Consider the following 22,479-nt stretch of genomic DNA (forward strand, 5'->3'; position numbering starts at 1 on the left):
CTTTCATGAAGCAGAAAGACATCGCCGCACTACTCGACGAGCCGGCCTGCGTTCATAACGCGAAGGGCAAGACCGGCTGCGCCAAGCCCAAGCCGGGCACCACGGCGGGCGGCGAGCTGCGACCGGATCAAGATCGGCGACCTCAAGGACCTGGAACTGGCCGCGCGCGAGCACAAGGCCGAGGTCCTGATCACCAATTCGCACGGCGTGCACACCGCCGAACGGCTGGGTATCCCGCTGTTGCGCGCCGGCTTCCCCCAGTACGACCGGCTCGGCGGCTATACCCGCACCTGGATCGGCTACCAGGGAACGCGCGCGACGGAACGCGCGCGACCCTCTTCGACCTGGCCAACATCCTGCTGAGCCTGGAGAAGGGCGAGATCCATCCCTATCGCTCGAGGCTCGAGCAATGGCCGGAGAACGAGCGCCATGCCGAGATGAAGCACGCCGCATAGGATGGGTCGAGCGCATCCGGGCCCAGCGGCCCGATGCGCCGGCACCACGCCCACCGGCACTGGAGCCATACACCAATGGAACGACGACTGAGAATTCTGAGCTGCTGCAGCGAGGCCAACCCCATGGGCACGATGGTCAAGGTCGCCTTCGCGACCTCCGACATGAAGCACGTCGACCAGCATTTCGGTGCGGCCGAGGCATTCGCCATCTATTCACTGGACGAACAGGACGCCAACCTCGTCGAGGTGGTGCAGTTCGGACAGCTGGATATGGACGGCAACGAGGACAAGCTGTCCGCCAAGATCGAGGCGCTCGACGGCTGTATCGCCGTCTATTGCCAGGCGATCGGCGCATCGGCTGTCAACCAGCTCCGCCCCAAGGGCATCCAGCCGGTGAAGGTCACGCCCTGCACCCCCGTGAGCCAGGCCATCGCCGCCCTCCAGACCGAGATGCGCGACGGCCCCAGCGTCTGGCTGGCGCGCGCCATCGAGAAACGGAATCCCGACCGCGCCAGCCGTTTCGAAGCCATGGAGGCGGAGGGCTGGAGCGAATGATCGAGGAAAGCGCCACCGTCGTCGCGGTGGGAGAGGGTTTCGCCTGGGTCGAGACCCAGCGCCGTTCGTCCTGCTCGACCTGCGGCAAGGCGGCGAGCTGCGGCACCTCGATCCTGTCCTGGCTGTTCCCCCCCACCCGCAACCGTCTCAAGATCCAGGACCCGATCGGCCTGCGGACCGGCGAGCGGATCGTCATCGGCATCACGGACGCCACGCTCAACAGCGCCGCGCTCCTGGCCTACATGCTGCCCCTGCTCGCCCTGATCGGCGCCTCCGGGCTGGCGACGGCCCTGGAGACCGGCGAAGGGGTGGCCGCGCTCGCCGGACTGGGCGGACTTGCACTCGGCCTCTGGCTGGCTCGGCTGCTCACTGGCGGCGCCACTGGGCAGGCGCGTTTCCGGCCTTCGCTGATCCGGCGCGAGGCCCCGGAGCACCAGTTCGCGCTCGCAGACCTGGCCCTGGACGACAGCTTGCAGAGTCACAAGCGATTCACCGCTTGACCACCTAGGACACGGCTTCAACATCCATTCGAGGCATCCATCATGACCGAGACCGCCGCGGCGACCGCCGAAAACGAAGGACTCCTGCAGTCCGCATTCGTCGTCGAAATGGTGCGCCAGATGCGCGCCATCGACCCCTATGGACACTACGACTCCATGTCCACCACGGAGATCCTGGAGCCCTTCATCCTGACCAAGGAGAAGAAGCGGGAGATCCCCATCATCGGCGATCCGGACGAGCTGGTGGTCGCGCGGGTCAAGGTCTTCTTCAACGCCATCTCGGCCATGATCGAGTCCGAGTGCGGCCTCATGGCCGTGCCCCTGGTCAACCTCACCCACGAGGGCTTCGGCCGAGCGCTCATCACCGTGGGCAAGCTGGTGGTCATGGACCGCACCCTGCGCGACGTTCATCGCTTCGGCTTCCCCAGCCTGTCCAAGATGAAGGACGAGGGCGACAAGATCCTGTCCATCGCGCTCGGACTCATCGGAGAGCACTCCAAGGTCGCGGGACTCTGACCCGGTCGATATCACCAGGACAGGTCCGATCCGGTCGCCCCGCGCGGCCGGACCGGGGCGTCACCGACTCCACATTCGCTCAGGGAACGCCAACCATGACCCCAGAAGAGCTCAAGGCCCTCGAAAAATCCGTCAAGAAGGCCAAGCGCATCGCCTCGGAGAAGGCCAGCGAGCTGCACGACCTGGTCGAGGACCGCTTGCCGGGCGCCTATGAGGAGATCCCGGCCATCGCCCAGGCGACCTACGACGCCTGCAAGGCATGGGCCGATGCCAACGCGCAGCTCGCCGCCGCTTCGGCGGCGGCATCCAACTAACCCTTTCGATCATCATCACGCAAGGCGGCACATGCGGTGTCGCACTCGGAGAGAATCATGTCCGTCATCACAGGTCTTACCCGCGGAGGCGTCGAATGGACGCCGTCCTTCGTCATCGCCCTCAACCAGAGCAAGTGCATCGGCTGCGGCCGCTGCTACAAGGTCTGCCCGCGCGACGTCTTCGAGCTGATCGATCGCGACGATCTCGACGACGACGATTTCGAGGACATGGACGACGATTTCGATGACGAGGCGCCCGGCATGGTCATGAACCTGAAGGACACGCTCGACTGCATCGGCTGCGAGTCCTGTTCGCGCGTCTGTCCCAAGGGCTGTCTGACCCACGAGCCCCAGACCGTCGCCGCCTGATCCGCCCCGGCATGCGCCCGAGCATCCTCGCTCGGGCCAGCGTGACGATGCCGCCATTGCCCTCCGCTGAAAGCTGACGACTGGAGGCTGGCGGCCAATAACATTGACCCGCACGCCCCCGGCTGCTAGAAACGGCGCCGTTCCCATCCCAGCCATGGTCGACGGACTTCATGCCTTCCCCATCTCAGCCTCTCGACCATCATCCCTGGCCAGCCCCGGTCGCGTTGGTGAGCGGCGCCATCGCGGTGCTGGGATTCGCGCCCTTCTCCTGGTTCCCCGTCGCGATCCTCGGCATCGCCCTGCTCTACGAAACCTTGGCGGGCACCTCGCCCCGACAGGGCTTCTGGCGCGGCTGGCTGTTCGGCGTGGGGCTCCTCGGCTTCGGGGTCTTCTGGATCCGCATCAGCCTCAACGAATTCGGCAACATGGACGCCTGGGTCGCGCACCTGCTCACGGCCCTCTTCATCGGTCTCATGGCCCTCTATTACGGGCTGGCGGGCTGGCTGATCGCGCGACTGGACACAGGACGCAGCTGGGCCGGCCCCGTGCTGACACTGCCCTCCGTCTATCTTCTGACCGAATGGCTCCGGGGCTGGCTCTTCACCGGATTCCCCTGGCTGAACCTCGGCTATACCCAGATCGACGGACCGCTCGCGGGCTATGCGCCCCTGGCCGGCGTCTATGGGGTCACCCTGGTCGCCGCCCTGTCGGGCGGTCTTCTCTGGACGCTGATCCGCCGGACCGGCCGAGAACGCGCCCTGGCGGGCATGGCGCTCGCCGCCATCTGGTCGGGCGGAGCGGCGCTCCAGCAGGTGGAATGGACCCGCCCGGCCGGGCCTCCGCTCGAGGCCAGCGTCCTGCAGGCCAACATCCCTCAGTCCATCAAATGGACGCCAGAGGGCGCCCTCATGATCGCCCGGACCTACCTGGAACTCACCCGCGATCATCTGAAATCGGACCTCATCGTCTGGCCAGAGACCGCCCTGCCCGATTTCCTGCACCAGGTCCGCGAGCCGCTCATCGAGCCGCTGGCCGAGCGCGCCCGCGCCGAGGGTGCCGAGATCGTGCTCGGCATCCCCGTCCTCGACGCCGAGCGGTCGCGCTATTACAACGGGCTCCTCAGCATCGGCAGCCACGAGGACCTCTATGCCAAGCGCCACCTGGTCCCATTCGGCGAATTCATGCCGCTCAAGGAATGGCTCGGTCCCCTGGTCGAGCTGTTCGAGGTTCCCATGTCCGACTTCAGCCCGGGCGAGGCGAAACGGCCGCTGCTCCGGGTCGGCGATCATCTGGTCGGGGCCTCCATCTGCTACGAGGACGCCTTCCCCGCCGAGATCGTCCAGGCCATGCCCGAGGCCGAGTATCTGATCAACGTCAGCAACGATGCCTGGTTCGGCGATTCGCTCGCGCCCCATCAGCATCTGGAGATCGCGCGCATGCGCGCCCTGGAGAACGGACGCGATCTGGTGCGCGCCACCAACACGGGTGTATCGGCCATCATCGATCACCACGGCCGGCTGGTCGCGACCCTGCCCTCCTTCATCCGCGGCGGGGCCAGCGCCGAGATCCAGCCGCGTCAGGGCGCGACGCCCTTCGCCCGCATGCACGACCTGGCCGCGATCGCCCTCGCCCTGGGCATGCTCGGCCTGACACTGGCGATTCGACGCCGCCAGCCGCTCTGATCACGCCGAATCGCCCCGGCCGAGCCGATATGCAACGCAGGTTGTCGCATTCGAGGCGCTGGCGGTTATCATTGAGGCTTCATTCGCCGGTGTAGGATCTTCTCGTGCAGGCCCTGATCATATTCTTCGTCGAGCTCTGCCTGCTGCGTCGCCCCCCGCAGCATCTACCCGCATCCGAGGTCCTACTCGGCATCGTCCTCGTGACCGATCTCTTCACCGGCATGCTGGTGGGCATGACCGCCAGCCTCAGCTGGCTGGAGAGCTTCCTGCAAAGCCTGGTCGAGATCCTGCTGATGATGAGCGCGCTCTATCTGGCACTCAGGCAGCTTCGGCTCGCTACGCGCTTCGTTCAATCGGCCACCGCGCTACTGGGCAGCGGCACCCTGCTCGGACTGCTCGCGCTGCTTCCGCTCAGCCTCGACCCCACCGGCAGCGACGAGACCGATCTGGCGGCGCTCGGCGCCTTCCTGCTGCTCTCGCTCGTCATCTGGGGCATCCTGGTCACCGGGCACATCCTGCGCCACAGCTTCAGCATCACCCTAGGCCAGGGCGCGGCCATCGCCATCGCCTTCGAGATCTTCGCCGTCACCTTCGTGACCAGCCTCTTCGGCGGCGCCTGAGATCCGCGCCTCCCGGCTCACCCACCCCGAATTCGAACCCACTGGCTCCATCACAGGTCCAGACATGCATCTTCACATCCTTGGAATCTGCGGTACCTTCATGGGCGGTATCGCGCTGCTGGCGCGGGAACTGGGTCATCAGGTCACGGGCTCGGATGCCAACGTCTATCCGCCGATGAGCACCCAGCTGGAGGCGGCCGGCATCCGGCTCATGGAGGGCTACGACGCCTCCCATCTGGACCCGGCCCCGGACGTGGTGGTGGTCGGCAACGCCATGAAGCGCGGCATCCCGGCCGTGGAGGCCATGCTCGACCGCGATCTGCGCTACTGCTCGGGCCCCGAATGGCTGCATGAGAATCTGCTGCGCGACCGCTGGGTGCTGGGCGTCGCCGGGACCCACGGCAAGACCACGACCTCCAGCATGCTGGCCTGGGTGCTGGAGGATGCGGGGCTGCAGCCAGGCTTCCTGATCGGCGGTGTCCCGCTCGATTTCGGCCTCTCCGCCCGGCTCGGATCCGCACCCTTCTTCGTGGTCGAGGCGGACGAGTACGACACCGCCTTCTTCGACAAGCGCTCCAAGTTCGTCCATTACGGTCCCAGAACCCTGATCCTCAACAATCTGGAGTTCGACCACGCCGACATCTTCGACGACCTGTCGCAGATCCAGCGTCAGTTCCATCACCTGGTGCGCACGGTCCCTGGCAGCGGTCTCATCCTCCATCCGGGCCGCTCGGCCGCCCTGGATCAGGTGCTGGGCATGGGATGCTGGACGCCGCGCGAGTCCTTCGGTCCGGACGGTGACTGGAGCGCCGAGCTCCTCGAGGCCGACGGATCCGAGCTGCGGGTGCTGTTCAAGGACGAGGAGATCGGAACCCTCGCCTGGCAGCAGACAGGTCTGCACAATGTCGAGAACGCACTCGCCGTCATCGCCGCCGCGCGACACGCGGGCGTCCCGCCCGAGACGGCGATCGAGGCGCTGGGACGCTTCAAGGGGGTCAAGCGGCGCATGGAGCTCCGCGGCGAGGTCAAGGGGATCCGCGTCTTCGACGACTTCGCCCACCACCCCACCGCCATCGCCACCACCCTCGACGGCCTGCGCCGCCAGGTCGGCGACCGGCGCATCCTGGCCGTGCTCGAACCGCGCTCCAACACCATGCGGCTGGGCGTCCACAACCAGGAGCTCGCCGCCTCGCTCGCCAAGGCCGATCAGGTCTTTCTCTACGCCCCGTCGGACCTGGGCTGGGACGCCTCCGCCATCTTCGCCGGACAGGGCGAGCGCGTGGCCGTGCTGGACTCGATCGACGCCATGGTGACCCGGATCGCGGCCGAGAGCCGGCCCGGAGACCAAGTCCTGGTGATGAGCAACGGCGGATTCGGCGGCATCCACCAGCGTCTGCTGGATGCCCTGCAGGGTCCGGCGTCCGCCTGAGCGGCGCGACAGACCCGAGCAAGCCGATCGATGACGGACCCGCTCCAGCCCAACAGAGTCACGGTCGCCATCACGGGCGCCTCCGGTGCCAGGTACGGTCTGAGACTGGTCGAGTGTCTGGCGGCCGCCGGGATTCAGGTCGACCTGCTCATCTCACAGGCCGGGCAGGTCGTGCTGAAGATGGAGGCCGACCTCGAGGTCCCGTCGCGACCCGCCGAGGCGGAAGACTTCTTCCGCAAACATTTCGGTTCTCAGCCAGGACGCATCCGGGTCTTCGGCCGCCAGGAGTGGACGGCCCCAGTGGCGAGCGGCAGCAACCCGCCCGACGCCATGGTCGTCTGCCCATGCACCTCGGGGACGCTGGGACGCATCGCCGCCGGTCTCTCCTCGTCACTGATCGAGCGCGCCGCCGACGTGGTCCTCAAGGAGCGCAGACCGCTGCTGCTGGTGGTGCGAGAGACCCCATTCAGCAGCATCCATCTCGAGAACATGCTGCGTCTGACCCAGGCCGGCGCCGTCGTGATGCCGGCCAGTCCGGGGTTCTACCACAAGCCGACCAGCGTCGAGGCCATCGTCGACTTCATGGTGGCCCGCATTCTGGATCATCTGAGTGTGCGGCACGCGCTCATGCGGCGCTGGGGGGAATGAGACGCCGCCAGGCGGCGTCCGGGGGGCTGCATCAGGCCGCTTCGCGGTCCTCGCCGATCAGGAGGGTGGTGTCATCCAGATAGACGTGCTTCGGGATGACCAGATTGGTCGGAGCCGGCACGTTCTTGAAGACGCGCGCGGCCAAATCGAAACGCGACCCGTGACAGGGACAGAAGAATCCTCCCTTCCAGTCCGACCCCAGATCGTCCGCGCCGAATTCGGGCCGATAGGTCGGCGAACAGCCCAGATGGGTGCAGATTCCGATCGCCACCAGATATTCCGGCTTGATCGATCGGGTCGGGTTCTGGCAATAGCTCGGCTGCTGGGGCACCTCGGAGCCCGGATCCACCAGTTTGGGATCGTTGCTCGCCAGCGCCGCCAGCATCTCGGGCGTGCGGCGGACCACCCAGACCGGTTTGCCGCGCCACTTGACGCGCAGCAGCGCGCCCGGCTCCAGCTTGCCGATGTCGGCCTCGACCGGGGCACCGGCGGCCTTGGCGCGTGCGCTCGGATTCATGGAACCGATGAAGGGAACCAGGGCGAAACCGGCACCCACGGCACCGACCAGACTTGTCGCGGCGATCAGCACGCGCCGCCTTTCCTTGCTCTCAACTTCTTCGTTCATGGATTCGCTCCTGACCGAAACAGACGCGCCAATCGAGCGGACGACTGTTGCGGCCGATTGGGTCATGGTTGGATCTACGAGATAAATGCTCGATTGAGAAGCATTTTCCCCCATTAACCAACCAAATTACCCTGACATTTATCAATCGGGGGAGAGCAGGATTTCGATGAGGCGCCAAGGCGAAACAGGGGCTCGAATGAACAAAATCCCAACTGGACACACAAGCCCCATCCATCCATGACAAACCCGGCATCGACGATATATGAGGATGCGATCGGAGATTCGATAGCACCATCCCGAGCGGGTGACCAAGACCTAGAAGGCTCTCGCGGTACAACCGAGCCAATCGTCCCAATCGACCAGTGTGACCACTGAAATCCCGTTTGGTTGCCGACCGGCATGCCCCGCAGATGGATGCCGGGATGGAAGACGCGATCAGCGTCTCGCGCTTCCCAGGGTCATGACGACGCCCCGGATCAACACGGGGATGCCGAGGATCTGGATCAGATGGAAGATCCCATTGTGGTCGAATTCCCAGATCAGTCTGAACCTCATGGCACCTTGCGCCTGCGCGACCGCGGCGACGATGGTGATGGCCAGCCCGACCGCGATCATCCAGAAGCCCGTATCGGCGCGACGCCAGGCGAGATGGACATAGATGCCCAGGGCCGACGCCATGACGACGCCTTCGTAGAGAATGACCTGGAGAAAGGTACCGCCCAGCAGGTAGAGGGAGGCATAGACCCCCAACCCCAGAGCCAAGAGCAGCGGACCGAGCCTGAACATCCAGGTCGGGCCGAGCCGGTCCAGTATCGCGGCCATGCCGAAGCAGGTGATCAAGAGGATCAGCAGGAGATTCAGGACACGCCACAGGTCTTCGTGAACCTCATCCGTCATGACCAGTCCATGAGCGCCCGCGCCCAGCACTCCCGAGACGGCCAGCAACGCCAGCATCCCGATCCAGAGCCCGCGTTTCCAGGTCTGATCCGTCCCGGTGCGCAACAGCCACAGGATGGCGAAGAGCGAAACCAGGGTCAGGACCAAGTCCGTGACCGCCGTGGTCATTTCGGTTTGAGATTGGACGAAGGTCATGGTTGCCTACCTCGATGAGTGAGGAACGGGGAATCGCGGGATCGGGCGAGGACGCCTCGCGCCTGCCGGACTGCCGAGCCGGCACCGCATCACAGCAGCCCGAACCAGAAGGCGCAGCCGCCGACGAAGAAATGGAGCAGGGTGACTCCGAAGATATTGGGGTTGCGCAGATAGAAGAGCCCGAAAACGACCCCGCTCACCAGCGTGAGGGCCACGGCCGAAAAACCGAAATGCAGATGGAAGAGCCCGAACAGGGAGGACGTCAGCAGAACCGACCTGACGCCTTTCCGATCGTCGAGGAAGCGCTGGAAGGCCGTCTGCAGGAATCCCCGCGCCACCAGTTCCTGAAAGAAGCTGTGGATCAGATAGCCGAAGGTGGGCAGGGGCTCGAATTGTCCCGGATGCCCGGGCAGTGCACCGAAGTGATAGAGGGTCAGGGCCAGGATTGCGACCAGACCGGCGAAGGCCACCGAGATCAGGATCCCTTCCTTGAGCGAGCGAGAGAGTCCATCCGCGCTCAATCCAAGGTCGCGCCAGCTCAGCCCCATCGCCCGGATGGCGAAGAATGACGGGACCAGGAGCACCACCAGATAGCCCCAGGCGAAGGCTGGGGTGTAGATATCGAAATCGACGATGGAACGGGCGATGAGATTGTTGACGATCGTGCCGATCGACATCACGCCGAGCGTATAGAGGAAGAACCGGCCGAAGAGCTGTCTGACCCGGACCTGCTCCAGCTTCTCTTCGAGCAGACGCACCTGCTCGCTGACATCGGCGACGACCGCCACGACACCGACCGGCTCCCCGCCCTCGCCGACGAGCAGGCTGGTCCGGACGACCAGATGATAGCGGTCGCCATTCCCCCCCAGGATCTGGATCTCGGCGGTATGGGGCGTCGCCGGATCGTAGATCGCCTGCAGAATGCAATCGTTCAGATCCTCGAGGTCCACCCGGTCGATGAAGGTCTGGGCGAAGCTGCGTCCCAGCACGTCCCCCGCGCTCACCCGCAGCAGCCGCTCCGCCGCCGGATTGAGCATGATGATGGTCCCGGTGCGGTCCATCGACATGACCGCGTCCCGCATACTGGATACGGTCTCGCGGGCCAGCAGATCGGATATTTGGATATCGTCGCTCATCGGCTTCCTATCGTCGTTGTGGGCGTGCGAATCGGGCCCGGTCCCATGCTCGCATCAGAGGGGCTCGCTTCGATCCGGCGGCCACCGGTTCTCCAATAGCCGGTCGATCGCCGACTCCCAGCTCAGGCTCGTCTCCAGCGGATCGGCTGCGGGCTGGTGGGTCAGCGCAAATCGAAGGCACGCCTGAAACCCCTCGGGCGAGTCGTAAATCAGGGCGTTCTCGAACGGATAATAGGGCTCGTTGCTGACATCCCTGGGCAGGATCACGAATTTGCGCTGCCCCAGGGCCTCGGCCGTGGTGGTGCAGAGCCCCTCGCTCCGGGACGGGTTCACGAAGATCTTGTAGGGCGCGATATCCTGGGCGGGCCGCGCGGAAAGTCCCTTGAAACGCAGACCGACCCCGCGCGCTCGGGCATGGTCCCCGATCGCCTCCCGGTCTCGGCCCGCACCGAAGACATCGACCTCGGGGTGCTCGTCCGCGGCGAGCAGGTCGATCAGCTCGCGAAAGCCCTTCTCCCAGATCAGCTTGCCCATGAAATAGAGTCCGCCGTCTCCCCCCGCCCGGCCGGCGTGGGCGAAAAACTCGGGATGGATGCCGCTGCTCAGGAATCGGCGGGCGTTCGGCAGACCGCAGATGCTGTTGCCAAGCACGATCCAGTCGTCGCAATGACGCCGGGTCAGCCAGCGGTCGTAGCGCTCCAGAAGGTCCGCGACCCAGGGCGCGGCGGGCAAGGCATGGGCACAGTAATAACGATAGTTGGTCAGCAGGATCCCGGTGATGCGGGGTGAGACCCGGCGATAGTCGCTCCAGGGACGTGTCCAGTTCAGATGCTCCGGCTCCTCGAGGATGAGCCAGTCGCACACGCGCAGACGCCGCGGAAGGGAGCAGGCGGGCAGAATGGAGCCGAGCGAGGCTCGATATCTGGCGGGATAGAAGACCAGATGCAGGCCCGGACACCCGGGCTCCGGCAGACTGGAGCGGATATGGGCCGCCTGATCCTCCTCGCTTGCGAAGATGCGGCCCTCGCCGAACAGCGCGGGCTGCTGCTCGGGCGGAATCCAGGGCAGATGGAGCTGGACGTCCAGCCCGCAACGGGCCAGGTAGAAGGCGCGCAGCAGGGCCAGGACGGCCGTCCCAGTCCGCCAGGGAAGCGCGGCGGTTGCAACGATATCGACAGTCTGGAGCACGCCTTGGATCGCCCCTTCGAAGTAGTGGCACGCGGCGAAATCCGTGTTTCACTCGGCCATATCCGCCCGAGCGGCTATATTAAGCCGCTCGGCGGGGATCCTTCCAGGAGGTGATGGCGGATGTTTCGAGCGCTCGTGGTTCGCGGAGACCGGCGCAGACTGGATGGCATCGCGAATGCGGTCGTACCGATGCTCCCCGATGGGGATGCCTCGCTCCTGGACGTCGGATGCGGCAACGGCGTCCTCGCCGCACGCCTGCAGCAGCGCAAGCCCGATCTGCGCATCGAGGGTGTCGACGTCGCCGTGCCGCCCGACGGTCGCATCCGGTCATCGGTCTACGACGGGCGCACCCTGCCTTTCCCGGACGACGCCTTCGATCTGGTGCTGTGCGCGGACATGCTGCACCATACCGACAACCCCCAACGGATGCTGAGGGAAGCGGCTCGCGTCGCCCGCTCCTGGGTGATCGTCAAGGATCACGTCGTCGAGACCCGGTGGCAACGCCTAACCATGACGGCTCTCGATTGGATCGGCAACGTCGGCACCGGGGTCCCCATGCCGTTCAACTTCCTCTCATCCCAGCAGTGGCGGGATGCCTTCGGGCGGGCCGGGCTTCGGATGGAGGAAGAGAGGAGCGGACTCCGCTACTGGTTCTGGCCGCTGACCGAACTGGTCGACCGCGACATGCATTTCGTCGTCAAATTGCGGCCAACGCGACCGGCATCCATCGCCGAATCGAGCGAGTCACATCACCCCGATCCGGACGCTTGATCTTTGTTCCTGCAAACAGCATCATCGGCCGCATGCGGATCGAACGCCCTCGGGCATGCGATCGGCGCCCCGAACACGAATGCAGCTCGGATCAATGGGAGTCGGCCCGATAGGTGCGCACAGATCTCACGTCCTAGTCGTCTACACCGAAGCGGGCGGCGGCCACAAAGCAACCGCAGAATGCATGCGCGACCTGCTCGAGCGAACCGGCCGCTATCGGGTAACGCTGGTCAATCCATACCGCGAGATCCATCCGCAGCTCGACGTCTACGCACGCTGGACCCCCTACGACGGCGAGCGCATCTACAACGAACTGATCATCAGGGACGGACGCACCGGCCCCTTCTGTCTCGCCTATTATGCGATCATCATGGCGAGCGTCGTCATCCAGGCACCGATCGGAAGACGCGCCTTTCGGGCCTATTTCGACCGTACCCGCCCGGACCTGATCATCTCCGTGCTGCCGCTGCTCAACCGGGTCATCACCGACGCGGCCAGGGACGCCCGTGGCCATCCCGAGATCCCGGTCGCCGTCCTCATGACGGACTGGCTGGAGGTCAAGCGCGGCTCTTGGTATCCCAGGGGGCGCGACTATTACGCGCTGTGCGGCACGGCGGCCGGCCGCGCGTCGCTGGCCGATGGGCGCCGAGGCGCGCGCCTCTTCCCACTGACCGGACTCTTGATCCATCCCCGCTTCCTGAACGCCCGGCTCCGTCCAGAGGATCGCGCCGCCGAGCGCTCCGCCTTGAATCTCGATCCCGCCCGCCCGACAATCTGCTTCCTCTATGGCGCTGGCGGGAATTGGCGTATCCGCGACCTGGCGTTGAAGCTGCGTGAAGATCCGTTGCCGATCCAGGCCATCTTTCTCTGCGGACGACATCAGGCACTGACCGAGGAGCTCGCAGCGATCGACTGGCCCTTTCCCGTCGTCATCGAGGGTTTCACGCGAGAGGTCCACCGCTTCCTGGGGCTCGCCGATCTCTTCGTCGGCAAGCCCGGCCCTGGCAGCGTGAGCGAAGCGCTGGCGCTGGGGCTGGGATTGCTGCTCGATCGCGCCACCGCGCTCCCCCAGGAGCAGGCACTGGTCAAATGGCTCGACCGCGAGGGACTGGGCCAGAGCTTCAGGCGTCCCGATCAATTCGTCGCACTGGTGCGAAAGGCGTGCGGAGCGGAGAATATGGCACCTTTCCCCCCGCATCCACACCGAGGACCGGGGACCAACCGCGCCGCCGACGAGCTGCCCGGCGTGATCGATGAAATCCTGCGACTCGGCCCTCCGCCATGAGGCTGGCCGAGCCGCCACCGGGCACCACCGAGGACGCCATGGCGTTTTCAGCCGGTGCCGCCGTCTCGCCGACCCAAAATCTCACCGACCTTGAATCATGGAGTGACACGAGATGAGTCTTACGTCGAGCAAACAGTCGGGTGTGCTGGTCATGATGCCAGGGTCTCGACTGGACACCCAGACCGCCCCCGAGGCCGACGCGCAGATCGCCGCGGCGATCGCAGGGGGCGAAACCCGCATCCTGATCGACTTCGCCCAGACCCGGTACATCTCGAGCGCGGGCCTGCGGGTCCTGCTGAAGGCATCCAAGCAGCTTGGCAAGGTCGGCGCCTTCGGACTCTGCAACGCCAATCCGCAGATCCGAGAGGTGTTGGATATCAGCGGCTTCGCAACCATCATGCACTGTTACGGCGGCCTCGACGAAGGTCTCGAGGCACTGACCTCGCCCTGAATTCGCTCGCATCGGCCGGCGCACGCACGCACCCGACCGCAAGGCACGGCGATCGACGAGCCTCTCCGATTCCACGCAGTTCTGGACCGCAGACCGGATCATGACTGACGACAGAGCACATCCCCAACCTCCGGCCGGGCCGACGGATCGGTGTCTGCAGATGACGCTGAACAACCGTGCGGAGGATCTCGGCGCGGCCCTCCTGAAATTGGAGGCATTTCTGGAACGGACGGACACCAGCCCCAAGCTCGGCTATGCCATTCAACTGGTCTTCGAGGAACTCGTCACCAATATCATCAAATATGGCTACGACGACCAGGATCTGCACCAGATCCATGCCGACATCAGCCTGGGGCCTCCGACCGTCCTGACCATCGAGGACGACGGACACCCCTACGATCCGACCACCCAGGCCGAGGAAGTGGATACGCTGGCCCCCCAAGAAGAACGCCAGATAGGCGGTCTGGGGCTGCATCTGGTCCGAGCCCAGACGACCTCCATGCGTTACGCGCGAACCGCCCGCCTCAATCGGCTCGAACTCGTCTTCGCCGAATGACGATCGCCGCTCCAAGGATGCGAACGGCGCATGGATCTCGGCGTCAGCGAGTCGCCGTGTCGGGATTCGCGGACACGATTATTGCGGCTCGAATCACACATGGGGCCGCAGGGCGGCCACGAAACGCTCCATCGCGCTTCAGCCGCCTGCCATTGCACGGTATCATCCCCGCGCAAACCGTCAAGAGATCGCGGACCTTCCTCTCGGACATCCTCCCTGAGACTTTCCGCAATTGCCATGATCGTCATGGCTGCCAGGGTGGCGCGACACCTCAGCGCATGCATTCGACTCCAACGCTTGCAGCGCGCCCGCGGCCATAGAGGACGCCTCCGAGGTGTCTATACCCATGGGTCCTTTGGGGACAGGGTCTACACATAATGATCACGAACCCATTGCCCTCGGCGTACAGCCTCTGAACATGCGTATCGAACCCCATGACTCCTGATCGACACGACGCGAGCGACTCGAGCCTGCATGCCGTCGAGAATGGAGATGACTCGGCGCTGGCCCAGCCCACCGCCCAGGCGCCCCGCGCTCCCGTCGCCTCGACGAATCTGTTCCGGAATTTCAATCGTCTGATCGGCGTCGCCTACGGGGCGCTCCTGATCGTGCTCACCCTCTTCTTCGCCTATCTGTTGCACCGCAATCTGCAGGAGGAGATCGGGCTGATCAAAGGGGATGTGGCCCGACATGGACAATTCTTCGAGTTCGTGCTGAGGGCATCCGCAGATCAGCTCGAAACCTTTCGCATGTCGACGTCCTCGACGGACCAGGAACAGTCTCCGGCCACCGCCGAGGCGATTCTCGACCGCCCCCCGGGCGCCTGGCTGCGAGAGGATGCCGAGCGCGGCATTTTCCATCTGGACGCCCTGCCGAACAGAGATTCCGCGGGCAATCTGATCGGATTGGGATCGCTGCACGGCCGCGATGCCCAGTTCTACGACGACCTGGACACCGCCCTGCGTCTCAACGGCGAATGGAGCTCGCTCATCTTCACCCTGCCCAACGCAGCCGAGGCACGCTTCGTCACCGTCGACAGCTTTCAGGCGATTCTGCCCTGGCGCCCATCCATCGAGCTGACCTTCGACCCGGAGATCTACGACAGCCCGGTCTGGACCATGGGACAGCCCGCGACCAATCCGGATCGACAGAAATACTGGGCGCCCGTCTATTTCGCGGGTCCCGAGCGCGGGCTCCTTGCGCCGGTCGCCGCCCCCGTTCACGATGGAGAGCGATTCGTCGGCATCCTCTCGATCGACGTCAGCATCGATTATCTCAATCGCATCAACGCCGATTTCAACTATCCCCTGGGAATCACGCTGCTGGTCGATCAGCGCCGCCAGGTACTGACGCATCCGGAACTCTTCGCCAAACCGCTGCAGGTCGACAGGACCCAAGATCTCGCCCAGGCCCTGCCGCCGGAGCTCGCCAGCGAAACGGAGCGTCTGCTGCGGCTTCCCCCGGGCACCCCCACCCACCTGAACGGCTACCTGGTGATCCGCTACGGCCTGGTCAGCGCGCCCTGGTCCCTCTTCTATCTGGTCCCACTCTCGGACCTGCGCATGGCGGTGGCCTCCGACATGGGCGCCCACATGATCGCGGTCCTGATCGGCCTCGCCCTGCTCATGGGGTTGACCTATCTCCTGACCGCGCGCGAATTCGTCGGCCCGGCCGCCAAGCTGGTGGCGCACATCGCCTCCGAGTCGAACTTCGTCCCCACCACCATTCCGGTGGTGCCCAGCGGCTGGCGCCCCTGGTTCGAGACCATCACGCGCGCCTTCCGCGAATCGCTCCAGCTGGTCGCCCTGCGCCAGGAGCTGAGCATCGCGGCGAGCATGCAGCAATCCATCCTGCCCCGCCATTGGCCCCAGGATTCGCGCTATTCGCTCTGGGGAATGATGCGGCCGGCGCGCGAGATCGGGGGCGACTTCTACGATCATTTCGCCCTGCCGGGAAATCGTCTCGGTCTGGTCGTGGCGGACGTCAGCGGCAAGGGAGTCCCCGCCGGACTCTTCGCCATGGTGTCCAAGACCCTGCTGCGATCGGCCGCCATCAGGGGAGAGCTCTCGATTCGCGAGATGATGGCCGAGGTCAACGACGGGCTCGCCGAGGACAACGAGAACTGCATGTTCGTCACCCTCTTCTATGCCCAGTTCGATCCCGACACGGGTCGCCTGGACTATGTCAATGCCGGGCATCCGTCGCCTCTGCTGGTCCATGCCGACGGCACGGTCTCCGAGCTGCCGCTCACCCGCGGAATGGCGCTCGGGGCGCTGGAGGGACTCGGCTACGCCTCCGCCTCCATCCAGCTGTCTCCCGGGGACACGCTGCTGATGTTCAGCGACGGCGTCACCGAGGCCATGAACGCACGGCATGAGGAGTTCGGCGACGCCCGGCTGTCCGAACAGCTGCGCGGAAGCTCGCCGCGGAATCCACGCGAGGCCGTGGAGCGCGTCCTGACCGGCGTGGATCGATTCGCCAGCGAGGTGGAGCAGGCGGACGACATCACCTGCGTCGCGCTGCGCTATTGCAGCGACCAGCCTCCGCCCGAATGCCGAAATACGGATCGGCAGGAGGTCAGGACATGATCCCCGCCGGACTCGCCCGCACCCTGGCCTGGACGCTCGCGATCCTCACGGCGCTCCTCGCGTCGCCGGCGCGGGCCGACCTCCTCGCCGAGATCGAACAACGCGGCACCCTGATCGTTGGCGTCAAGGCGGACGTGCCGTCCTGGGGTCTGCTCGACAAGGCGAGCGGCCGCATCATCGGCCTGGAACCCGACCTCGCCAAGGATCTGGCCGAGCGACTGGGCGTCGATCTCGAGCTGGTCCCGGTCTTATCGGCCGACCGCGTATCGGCGCTCGAGAGACGCCGCGTCGACGTGGTGATCGCCACGCTCAACCAGACCCCCGAGCGCAGCAAGCAGCTGGCCCTCGTCTCGCCGAGCTACTACGAATCCGGCGCCAGCCTGCTGACACGCCGCAAGGACGGCTTCAACGACTGGTCCGAGCTGCGCAACCGGCGCATCTGCTCGCGTCGCGGATCCTTCTACAACCGCCCCATCGCCGTCGAGTACGGGGCCGATATCGTGGCCCTCTACAGCGCCGAGATCGCCCTGGCTGCGCTGCGGGACGGACGTTGCGACGGCTTTCTCGGCGACACGGCGGTGTTCGGGTTGATGCTGCAGGACCCGGCGATGGCCGCGCGCTACGAAATGACCCTGCCGGCACTCAATCCGACGGGCTGGGCGGTCGCGCTGCGCCGGGAAGAGCGCGGCGGCCGACTGGAGAATCTCATCTCCGAAACCATCATCGATTGGCTCAGCAGCGGGCTGATTGGACGACTGGAGGACAAATGGGGCATTCCACGCTCGGACTTCAGCCGCCGAATGGAGGCCTACTGGAGCGAGCACTCACAGAGGAAGAACCACTGATGCCAACAGCCTTCGGCAAGACCAGGGCATCGGGATCCGTGCCCGGACGAGGCCACTGGCACCTGATCCTCGGGCTGATTCTGGCCGGCCTGACACTGGTCGCAACGGCCCGGCCCGGTTCCGCCCAGGAGCCCTCGTCGGCGGCCGAGGGTCGCCCGGATCTGGCCCCGGATATCGCGCGAATCGTCGATCGAGGTGAGCTGATCGTCGCAATGGCCGACATGAACACCCCGCCGTTCTTCTACCGGCAGGGCGATGATCTCGCGGGGCTCGAGGTGGACATGGCCAGGGAGCTGGCCAGAGAGCTTCGGGTCGGAATCCGCTTCGACCGCAGCGCCAAGACCTTCAACGACGTGATCGACGTGGTGGCCGGAGGGAAGGCCGATCTCGGCATCAGCAAGCTGTCCCGCACCCTGAGCCGGGCCGGGAAGGTCCGCTTCTCGGACCCCTATCTGCGACTGCACCACGCGCTCGCCTTCAATCGCCTGGCGCTCGCGCGGATGGCGATGGACACCCCCATCCCGAGCATCGTCCGCAATTTCCGGGGATCTCTGGGCGTGATCGCCGATTCGTCTTTCGCCGACTTCGCCAAGCGACACTTCCCCCAGGCGAGCATTCGCACCTATTCCAGCTGGCCCGAGGTGGTCGCGGCCGTTCGCTCCGGGGAGGTCGTCGGCGCCTATCGGGACGAATTCGAGATCAAGCGCCTGATCACCAGCAATCCGACCATCGCCCTGACGCTGCGCACCGTGACGCTCACGGACCTGGAGGACACCCTGGGCATCGCCGTCGGCGCCGACTCGCCCGTGCTCCTGGATCTGGTCAATCTCTTTCTCGCCCAGCGCCAGGAGAAGCTCACCATCGACAAGGTCCTGGATGCGGTCAAACCCTATCGCAACAACCGACCGGCAGCGCCTTCCATGAACCCCATCCCTGACCTCGCGGGCATGGATCGGGATACAGACAGCAAGCAAGAGCGCGACCGTTAGCGAGACGCTCGCCTCATCGGATGACCAACATGCATGCGCAAAAAAAGCAGCCGCCACGCCGCCTGATCGACCTGGCCCTGAGTCCCTGGCTGATCCTCCTGAGCATGGGGGGAGGTCTGGCCTTCGGCACCTATATGCCCGAGATGTCGCTCAACCTGGGCTTCGTCGGAGAGGTCTATCTGGACCTGATGAAGATGGTCGTGCTGCCCTTCATGCTGTCGGCCGTCATTCTCAGCACCCAGCGTCTCATCCAGGAGGGCCGCAGCGGACGTCTCTTCGGCCGGCTCGTGATCGTGTTCGCCGGTTTCTCGGTCGTCTCGGTGCTGGTCGCGATCGGCATCATGCTCGTCATGCAGCCGGGCGCCGACCTGACGCCGCAGACCATGAGCAGTTTCGGCGAGATCGTCGGCGGCGACCTGGATTCGAACAACCTCTCCATGACGCTCAACGGCGAGGACCAGCAGTCCGAGTCCAGCGCCATGGGATTCGAACAGCTGCTGCTGAGCCTGGTGCCCTCCAACATCTTTTCCGCCCTGGTCAACGACGACACCCTCAAGATCCTGGTCTTCTCGCTGCTCATCGGTCTCGCCGTCGGCCATGTGACCAAGGACGCATCGGATACCTTCGGCAAGACGCTCGAGGCCCTCTACGAGGGCTGCCAGATGCTGATGCGCTGGATGACCTATCTGCTCCCGCTGGTCCTCTTCTGCATGACCGCCGGCCAGCTGGCCGAGACGGGCGTGGGCCCCCTGCTGGCCATGATGCAATTCGTGGCCGCCTTTTCGGCCGCCTCGCTCATCGTGCTGATACTGACCTTCTGGATCATCTGGTTCCGCGCCAACGTGACGCTGGGCCAGGCGGCCATGGCCATGAAAGGACCCTTCGCGCTCGCGGTCGCCACCCGCAACAGCGTCATCTGCATGCCGATCATGATCGAGTCGCTCATCGAGCGACTCGGCTTCGCGCGCTCCCAGGTCGAGCTACTGGTCCCGCTCAGCGTCTCGCTGCTGCGTATCGGCCCCATGGTCTATTACGCCTGCGCCACGCTCTTCATCGCCCAGCTCTACGGCATTCAGCTCAGCATCACCGAACTGGCCCTGGTGGTGACCGCCTCGGTGATGGCCGGATTCGCCTCCGCCGGCATGACGGGTCTGGCGGTCGTCTCGCTGATCGGCGTCTCGTGCGGCTATCTGGGGCTGCCCTTCGAGGCCGCCTTCATGCTGTTCCTGGCCGTGGACCCCATCTGCGACCTGCTGCGCACGCTGGTGCTGGTGCTCGCGAACATGGCGTCCGTGACGCTCATGACCACGCGCCCCGAGCCGATGCCGGAGGACGCATGCCCTGTCTAGGCGTACTCGGCGGCATGGGGCCGGCGGCGACCGTGGACTTCATGTCCAAGCTCGTCGCCCTGACCCCGGCCTCGCACGATCAGGAGCACCTTCCGGTCCTCGTGGCCAGCCTGCCTCAGATCCCGGACCGCAGTGCCGCGATCCTGGGACAGGGCAAGGATCCGCTGCCCGCGCTCCTCGAGGGTCTGCGTTTGCTCAATCAGGCCGGGGTGGGACTCATCACGATCCCCTGTGCCACATCGCATCATTGGTACGACAATCTGAGCGCGCAGAGCAAGGCCCCCATCCTGCATATCGCCCGAGCCACAGCGCAACGGATCGCACAGGGCGGGCATGCGATGCTTCTCGCCACGCGCGGAACCATCGCCTCGGGGTTCTTTCGCGATGAGCTGATCGCGCAAGGCATGACGGTCGAGATTCCGGATCCGGAAACGGAACAGATCACGGTCGACGACTGCATCCGTCTCGTCAAGGAAGGCAGGGCGCCATCCGCGAACCAGTTGATGGAACGATTGCTGGAACGGGCCGATGCGCGGGGAATCCGCACCTTCATCCTTGGCTGTACCGAGCTGCCGCTCGCCGCCCGAGGGATCGCCCGGGATGGTCTGACCCTGATCGACAGCACCCTGGAACTGGCACGCCAGGCCGTCGAGCACGGCCTGAGGCAGGGCTGGAACAGACAGCCGATCGTCGACGTCCCCATGATCGATCATCCTGGATGACCTATTCCCTGCGCAAGCGCGTCCTCGTCACCGGCGGAGCGGGCTTCCTCGGCAGCCACCTCTGCGAACGCCTGCTCGCCGATGGCCATGACGTGCTCTGTATCGACAACTTCTTCACCGGCACCAAGGAGAACATCGCCCACCTGCTCGACAACCCCTTTTTCGAGCTGATGCGCCACGACGTCACCTTCCCGCTCTACGTCGAGGTCGACGAGATCTACAACCTGGCCTGTCCGGCATCGCCGATCCACTACCAGCTCGACCCGGTGCAGACCACCAAGACCAGCGTGCACGGGGCCATCAACATGCTCGGTCTGGCCAAGCGATTGAAGGCCAAGATCTTTCAGGCATCGACCAGCGAGGTCTATGGCGATCCGGCCATCCATCCTCAGCCAGAACATTACTGGGGCAACGTCAACCCCATCGGCCCCCGCTCCTGCTATGACGAAGGCAAGCGCTGCGCCGAGACGCTCTTCTTCGATTACCGACGCCAGCACGGACTCCGGGTCAAGGTCGCCCGCATCTTCAACACCTACGGCCCGCGAATGCATCCGAACGACGGACGGGTGATCTCCAACTTCATCGTTCAGGCACTACGCAACGAGCCGATCACGGTCCACGGCGACGGGAACCAAACGCGCTCGTTCTGCTATGTCGATGATCTGATCGCGGGTTTCCTGCGACTGATGGACAGCCCGGATACGTTCGCAGGCCCCGTGAATCTGGGCAATCCCGAAGAATTCACCATGATCGAGGTGGCCGAGACCATTCGCAACCTGACCGGATCGCGCTCGTCGCTGGTGCAACAGCCGCTTCCGGCCGACGATCCTCGCCAGCGCAAACCCGACATCGGCCTGGCACGCTCGGCACTCGGCTGGGAACCCGAGGTGCCCCTAGGGGACGGGCTGAAACCGACCATCGCCTATTTCGAGCGGTTGCTAAGACGGGTCTAGCGACACCATCATGCCCGGCCCAGACCGCGCGCCATTTTTCGACGCCGACCTGAATCTCAACGCCGAAAGAACCCCCGCCCCCGCAAGAACTCCAGCAGTCCCTCGCGCTTCTTGCCCTGAAGCGCAGCGGCGGTGGTAACGGACCAGTTCCCCGAGCGGCGATTGGTCGGACGAGCGCTGTAATACTCGGCCATGCGCGCGTCGTAATCGGCCATGGTCTGGGGGAGCGGATCGCGATAGACGTCCTGATGCAGGATCACCTGACGCGGAAGACGCGGCTTGACCAGCGGATCGTCGGCCGGCCAACCGAGACAGAGGCCGAACAGAGGAGCCACCAGATCGGGCAGTTCCAGCAGCTCGGCGACCCGATCCGGATCGTTGCGGATCGCCCCGATGAAGACGCAGCCCAGACCCAGGGACTCGGCGGCCAGGGAAAGATTCTGCGCCATGAGGGCGACGTCGATGACCGAGGTCAGGGCGTGCTCGGAATAGCCCTCCAGCTCACCCTGGCCCGTTTCGCGACAGGCCGCATCGGCCCGTCTCAGATCGGCGCAGAAGACCAGAAACTCGGCCGCCTACTCGACCCAGCTCTGCCCTCCAGCGAGCGCGGCGATGGCGCTGCGCGACTCGGTCCGGATCACACGCACGACCGAGTAGGCCTGGATGAAGTTGGACGAGGCCGCCGACTGTCCGGCCTGGATCAAGAGATCGAGCATCTCGGGCGGAATGGAGGCGGAGGTAAAGGCGCGGATCGAACGGTGCGCCAACTGCTGGGCGATGACGGGAGAGGATACCGGACCGGAATACATGGGCGACGAGGCTCCCGAGGGATTGGAGAATG

24 protein-coding genes and 1 pseudogene are annotated in these 22,479 nt (G+C 65.2%); 20 read left to right on the plus strand and 5 right to left on the minus strand.

The features are described 5' to 3' along the window. Window positions 1-156: 156 nt before the first annotated feature. The 10 genes from D779_RS23280 to D779_RS11410 all read left to right on the plus strand — a co-directional run bounded on the left by D779_RS23280 (window position 157) and on the right by D779_RS11410 (window position 7,088). Window positions 157-363 (plus strand): nitrogenase component 1, encoded by a 207-nt coding sequence (locus tag D779_RS23280; RefSeq protein WP_408606010.1) that lies wholly within the window; start codon window positions 157-159, stop codon window positions 361-363. 167 nt (window positions 364-530) lie between these two features. Continuing rightward, window positions 531-1,010, plus strand: coding sequence for a NifB/NifX family molybdenum-iron cluster-binding protein (locus D779_RS11370; RefSeq protein ID WP_232424164.1), 480 nt, complete (start codon window positions 531-533; stop codon window positions 1,008-1,010). Next, window positions 1,007-1,510 (plus strand): SoxR reducing system RseC family protein, encoded by a 504-nt coding sequence (locus tag D779_RS11375; protein WP_043753976.1) that lies wholly within the window; start codon window positions 1,007-1,009, stop codon window positions 1,508-1,510. The genes D779_RS11370 and D779_RS11375 overlap by 4 nt, the downstream gene beginning before the upstream one ends. 42 nt (window positions 1,511-1,552) lie before the next feature. After that, complete coding sequence (locus D779_RS11380; protein ID WP_043753977.1) at window positions 1,553-2,026, plus strand: NifX-associated nitrogen fixation protein; 474 nt, start codon at window positions 1,553-1,555, stop codon at window positions 2,024-2,026. 95 nt (window positions 2,027-2,121) lie between these two features. Continuing rightward, window positions 2,122-2,340 (plus strand): CCE_0567 family metalloprotein, encoded by a 219-nt coding sequence (locus D779_RS11385; RefSeq protein WP_043753983.1) that lies wholly within the window; start codon window positions 2,122-2,124, stop codon window positions 2,338-2,340. A 57-nt stretch (window positions 2,341-2,397) separates the two neighbouring features. Then, window positions 2,398-2,709 (plus strand): ferredoxin III, nif-specific, encoded by a 312-nt coding sequence (fdxB, locus tag D779_RS11390; RefSeq protein WP_043754155.1) that lies wholly within the window; start codon window positions 2,398-2,400, stop codon window positions 2,707-2,709. A 170-nt stretch (window positions 2,710-2,879) separates the two neighbouring features. Next, the gene (lnt, locus tag D779_RS11395; protein WP_043753986.1) at window positions 2,880-4,391 is read left to right on the plus strand and encodes an apolipoprotein N-acyltransferase; all 1,512 of its coding nucleotides are present in this window, start codon (window positions 2,880-2,882) and stop codon (window positions 4,389-4,391) included. Window positions 4,392-4,495: 104 nt separating this feature from the next. Further along, window positions 4,496-5,011, plus strand: coding sequence for a hypothetical protein (locus tag D779_RS11400; RefSeq protein ID WP_043753987.1), 516 nt, complete (start codon window positions 4,496-4,498; stop codon window positions 5,009-5,011). 64 nt (window positions 5,012-5,075) lie between these two features. Continuing rightward, window positions 5,076-6,440, plus strand: coding sequence for a UDP-N-acetylmuramate:L-alanyl-gamma-D-glutamyl-meso-diaminopimelate ligase (mpl, locus tag D779_RS11405; protein WP_043753990.1), 1,365 nt, complete (start codon window positions 5,076-5,078; stop codon window positions 6,438-6,440). Between the two features lie 30 nt (window positions 6,441-6,470). Continuing rightward, entirely contained in the window at window positions 6,471-7,088 is a 618-nt protein-coding gene (locus tag D779_RS11410; RefSeq protein ID WP_043753994.1) for a flavin prenyltransferase UbiX, read from the plus strand. A 31-nt stretch (window positions 7,089-7,119) separates the two neighbouring features. Here the strand turns inward: D779_RS11410 and petA are convergent, their stop codons facing one another. From petA to D779_RS11430, 4 genes are all read right to left on the minus strand, one after another. Further along, window positions 7,120-7,713, minus strand: a complete 594-nt coding sequence (gene petA / locus D779_RS11415; RefSeq protein WP_043753996.1) for a ubiquinol-cytochrome c reductase iron-sulfur subunit — start codon at window positions 7,711-7,713, stop codon at window positions 7,120-7,122. Between the two features lie 435 nt (window positions 7,714-8,148). Further along, window positions 8,149-8,805: a DUF6962 family protein gene (locus D779_RS11420; RefSeq protein ID WP_043753998.1), complete on the minus strand. Its 657-nt coding sequence runs from the start codon at window positions 8,803-8,805 to the stop codon at window positions 8,149-8,151. An 89-nt stretch (window positions 8,806-8,894) separates the two neighbouring features. After that, on the minus strand, window positions 8,895-9,941 hold the full coding sequence (locus tag D779_RS11425) for a CPBP family glutamic-type intramembrane protease (protein WP_043754000.1): 1,047 nt from the start codon (window positions 9,939-9,941) through the stop codon (window positions 8,895-8,897). A 54-nt stretch (window positions 9,942-9,995) separates the two neighbouring features. Continuing rightward, window positions 9,996-11,129 (minus strand): hypothetical protein, encoded by a 1,134-nt coding sequence (locus D779_RS11430; protein ID WP_043754007.1) that lies wholly within the window; start codon window positions 11,127-11,129, stop codon window positions 9,996-9,998. Between the two features lie 120 nt (window positions 11,130-11,249). On the opposite strand from D779_RS11430, the gene D779_RS11435 reads away from it, so the two are divergent. The 10 genes from D779_RS11435 to D779_RS11480 all read left to right on the plus strand — a co-directional run bounded on the left by D779_RS11435 (window position 11,250) and on the right by D779_RS11480 (window position 21,638). Then, window positions 11,250-11,900: a class I SAM-dependent methyltransferase gene (locus D779_RS11435; protein WP_052348061.1), complete on the plus strand. Its 651-nt coding sequence runs from the start codon at window positions 11,250-11,252 to the stop codon at window positions 11,898-11,900. A 184-nt stretch (window positions 11,901-12,084) separates the two neighbouring features. Continuing rightward, window positions 12,085-13,185 carry a glycosyltransferase family protein gene (locus tag D779_RS11440; protein WP_043754010.1) on the plus strand — a complete coding sequence of 367 codons (1,101 nt, stop codon included), beginning with the start codon at window positions 12,085-12,087 and terminating at the stop codon, window positions 13,183-13,185. Window positions 13,186-13,297: 112 nt separating this feature from the next. Beyond that, window positions 13,298-13,636, plus strand: coding sequence for an STAS domain-containing protein (locus D779_RS11445; RefSeq protein ID WP_081763472.1), 339 nt, complete (start codon window positions 13,298-13,300; stop codon window positions 13,634-13,636). A 160-nt stretch (window positions 13,637-13,796) separates the two neighbouring features. After that, the gene (locus D779_RS11450; protein ID WP_052348063.1) at window positions 13,797-14,192 is read left to right on the plus strand and encodes an ATP-binding protein; all 396 of its coding nucleotides are present in this window, start codon (window positions 13,797-13,799) and stop codon (window positions 14,190-14,192) included. Between the two features lie 434 nt (window positions 14,193-14,626). Next, window positions 14,627-16,780: a PP2C family protein-serine/threonine phosphatase gene (locus D779_RS21110; RefSeq protein ID WP_052348064.1), complete on the plus strand. Its 2,154-nt coding sequence runs from the start codon at window positions 14,627-14,629 to the stop codon at window positions 16,778-16,780. Then, window positions 16,777-17,625 (plus strand): transporter substrate-binding domain-containing protein, encoded by an 849-nt coding sequence (locus tag D779_RS11460; protein ID WP_052348065.1) that lies wholly within the window; start codon window positions 16,777-16,779, stop codon window positions 17,623-17,625. Before D779_RS21110 ends, D779_RS11460 begins: the two co-directional genes overlap by 4 nt. Continuing rightward, complete coding sequence (locus D779_RS11465; RefSeq protein WP_081763475.1) at window positions 17,625-18,614, plus strand: ABC transporter substrate-binding protein; 990 nt, start codon at window positions 17,625-17,627, stop codon at window positions 18,612-18,614. Before D779_RS11460 ends, D779_RS11465 begins: the two co-directional genes overlap by 1 nt. 29 nt (window positions 18,615-18,643) lie before the next feature. Continuing rightward, window positions 18,644-19,963, plus strand: coding sequence for a dicarboxylate/amino acid:cation symporter (locus tag D779_RS11470; protein WP_052348066.1), 1,320 nt, complete (start codon window positions 18,644-18,646; stop codon window positions 19,961-19,963). Beyond that, entirely contained in the window at window positions 19,951-20,685 is a 735-nt protein-coding gene (cuyB, locus tag D779_RS11475) for a cysteate racemase (RefSeq protein WP_052348067.1), read from the plus strand. Before D779_RS11470 ends, cuyB begins: the two co-directional genes overlap by 13 nt. Beyond that, entirely contained in the window at window positions 20,682-21,638 is a 957-nt protein-coding gene (locus tag D779_RS11480) for a UDP-glucuronic acid decarboxylase family protein (RefSeq protein ID WP_043754013.1), read from the plus strand. The genes cuyB and D779_RS11480 overlap by 4 nt, the downstream gene beginning before the upstream one ends. A gap of 56 nt (window positions 21,639-21,694) precedes the next feature. On the opposite strand, the pseudogene nfsA reads toward D779_RS11480, so the two are convergent. Then, window positions 21,695-22,447 (minus strand): annotated as a pseudogene (nfsA, locus tag D779_RS22850) (oxygen-insensitive NADPH nitroreductase). Window positions 22,448-22,479 lie beyond the last annotated feature (32 nt).

It is taken from the genome of Imhoffiella purpurea, assembly GCF_000585215.1.
GTDB lineage: Bacteria > Pseudomonadota > Gammaproteobacteria > Chromatiales > Chromatiaceae > Imhoffiella > Imhoffiella purpurea.

Excerpts from the sequence above, each read along its gene's own strand:
- D779_RS11370 (WP_232424164.1), top strand. The coding sequence starts at position 531 with ATGGAACGACGACTGAGAATTCTGAGCTGCTGCAGCGAGGCCAACCCC.
- D779_RS11375 (WP_043753976.1), top strand. The coding sequence starts at position 1,007 with ATGATCGAGGAAAGCGCCACCGTCGTCGCGGTGGGAGAGGGTTTCGCC.
- D779_RS11380 (WP_043753977.1), top strand. The coding sequence starts at position 1,553 with ATGACCGAGACCGCCGCGGCGACCGCCGAAAACGAAGGACTCCTGCAG.
- D779_RS11385 (WP_043753983.1), top strand. The coding sequence starts at position 2,122 with ATGACCCCAGAAGAGCTCAAGGCCCTCGAAAAATCCGTCAAGAAGGCC.
- fdxB (WP_043754155.1), top strand. The coding sequence starts at position 2,398 with ATGTCCGTCATCACAGGTCTTACCCGCGGAGGCGTCGAATGGACGCCG.
- lnt (WP_043753986.1), top strand. The coding sequence starts at position 2,880 with ATGCCTTCCCCATCTCAGCCTCTCGACCATCATCCCTGGCCAGCCCCG.
- mpl (WP_043753990.1), top strand. The coding sequence starts at position 5,076 with ATGCATCTTCACATCCTTGGAATCTGCGGTACCTTCATGGGCGGTATC.
- D779_RS11410 (WP_043753994.1), top strand. The coding sequence starts at position 6,471 with ATGACGGACCCGCTCCAGCCCAACAGAGTCACGGTCGCCATCACGGGC.
- petA (WP_043753996.1), bottom strand. The coding sequence starts at position 7,713 with ATGAACGAAGAAGTTGAGAGCAAGGAAAGGCGGCGCGTGCTGATCGCC.
- D779_RS11420 (WP_043753998.1), bottom strand. The coding sequence starts at position 8,805 with ATGACCTTCGTCCAATCTCAAACCGAAATGACCACGGCGGTCACGGAC.
- D779_RS11425 (WP_043754000.1), bottom strand. The coding sequence starts at position 9,941 with ATGAGCGACGATATCCAAATATCCGATCTGCTGGCCCGCGAGACCGTA.
- D779_RS11435 (WP_052348061.1), top strand. The coding sequence starts at position 11,250 with ATGTTTCGAGCGCTCGTGGTTCGCGGAGACCGGCGCAGACTGGATGGC.
- D779_RS11440 (WP_043754010.1), top strand. The coding sequence starts at position 12,085 with ATGCGCGACCTGCTCGAGCGAACCGGCCGCTATCGGGTAACGCTGGTC.
- D779_RS11445 (WP_081763472.1), top strand. The coding sequence starts at position 13,298 with ATGAGTCTTACGTCGAGCAAACAGTCGGGTGTGCTGGTCATGATGCCA.
- D779_RS11450 (WP_052348063.1), top strand. The coding sequence starts at position 13,797 with ATGACGCTGAACAACCGTGCGGAGGATCTCGGCGCGGCCCTCCTGAAA.
- D779_RS21110 (WP_052348064.1), top strand. The coding sequence starts at position 14,627 with ATGACTCCTGATCGACACGACGCGAGCGACTCGAGCCTGCATGCCGTC.
- D779_RS11460 (WP_052348065.1), top strand. The coding sequence starts at position 16,777 with ATGATCCCCGCCGGACTCGCCCGCACCCTGGCCTGGACGCTCGCGATC.
- D779_RS11465 (WP_081763475.1), top strand. The coding sequence starts at position 17,625 with ATGCCAACAGCCTTCGGCAAGACCAGGGCATCGGGATCCGTGCCCGGA.
- D779_RS11470 (WP_052348066.1), top strand. The coding sequence starts at position 18,644 with ATGCATGCGCAAAAAAAGCAGCCGCCACGCCGCCTGATCGACCTGGCC.
- cuyB (WP_052348067.1), top strand. The coding sequence starts at position 19,951 with ATGCCCTGTCTAGGCGTACTCGGCGGCATGGGGCCGGCGGCGACCGTG.
- D779_RS11480 (WP_043754013.1), top strand. The coding sequence starts at position 20,682 with ATGACCTATTCCCTGCGCAAGCGCGTCCTCGTCACCGGCGGAGCGGGC.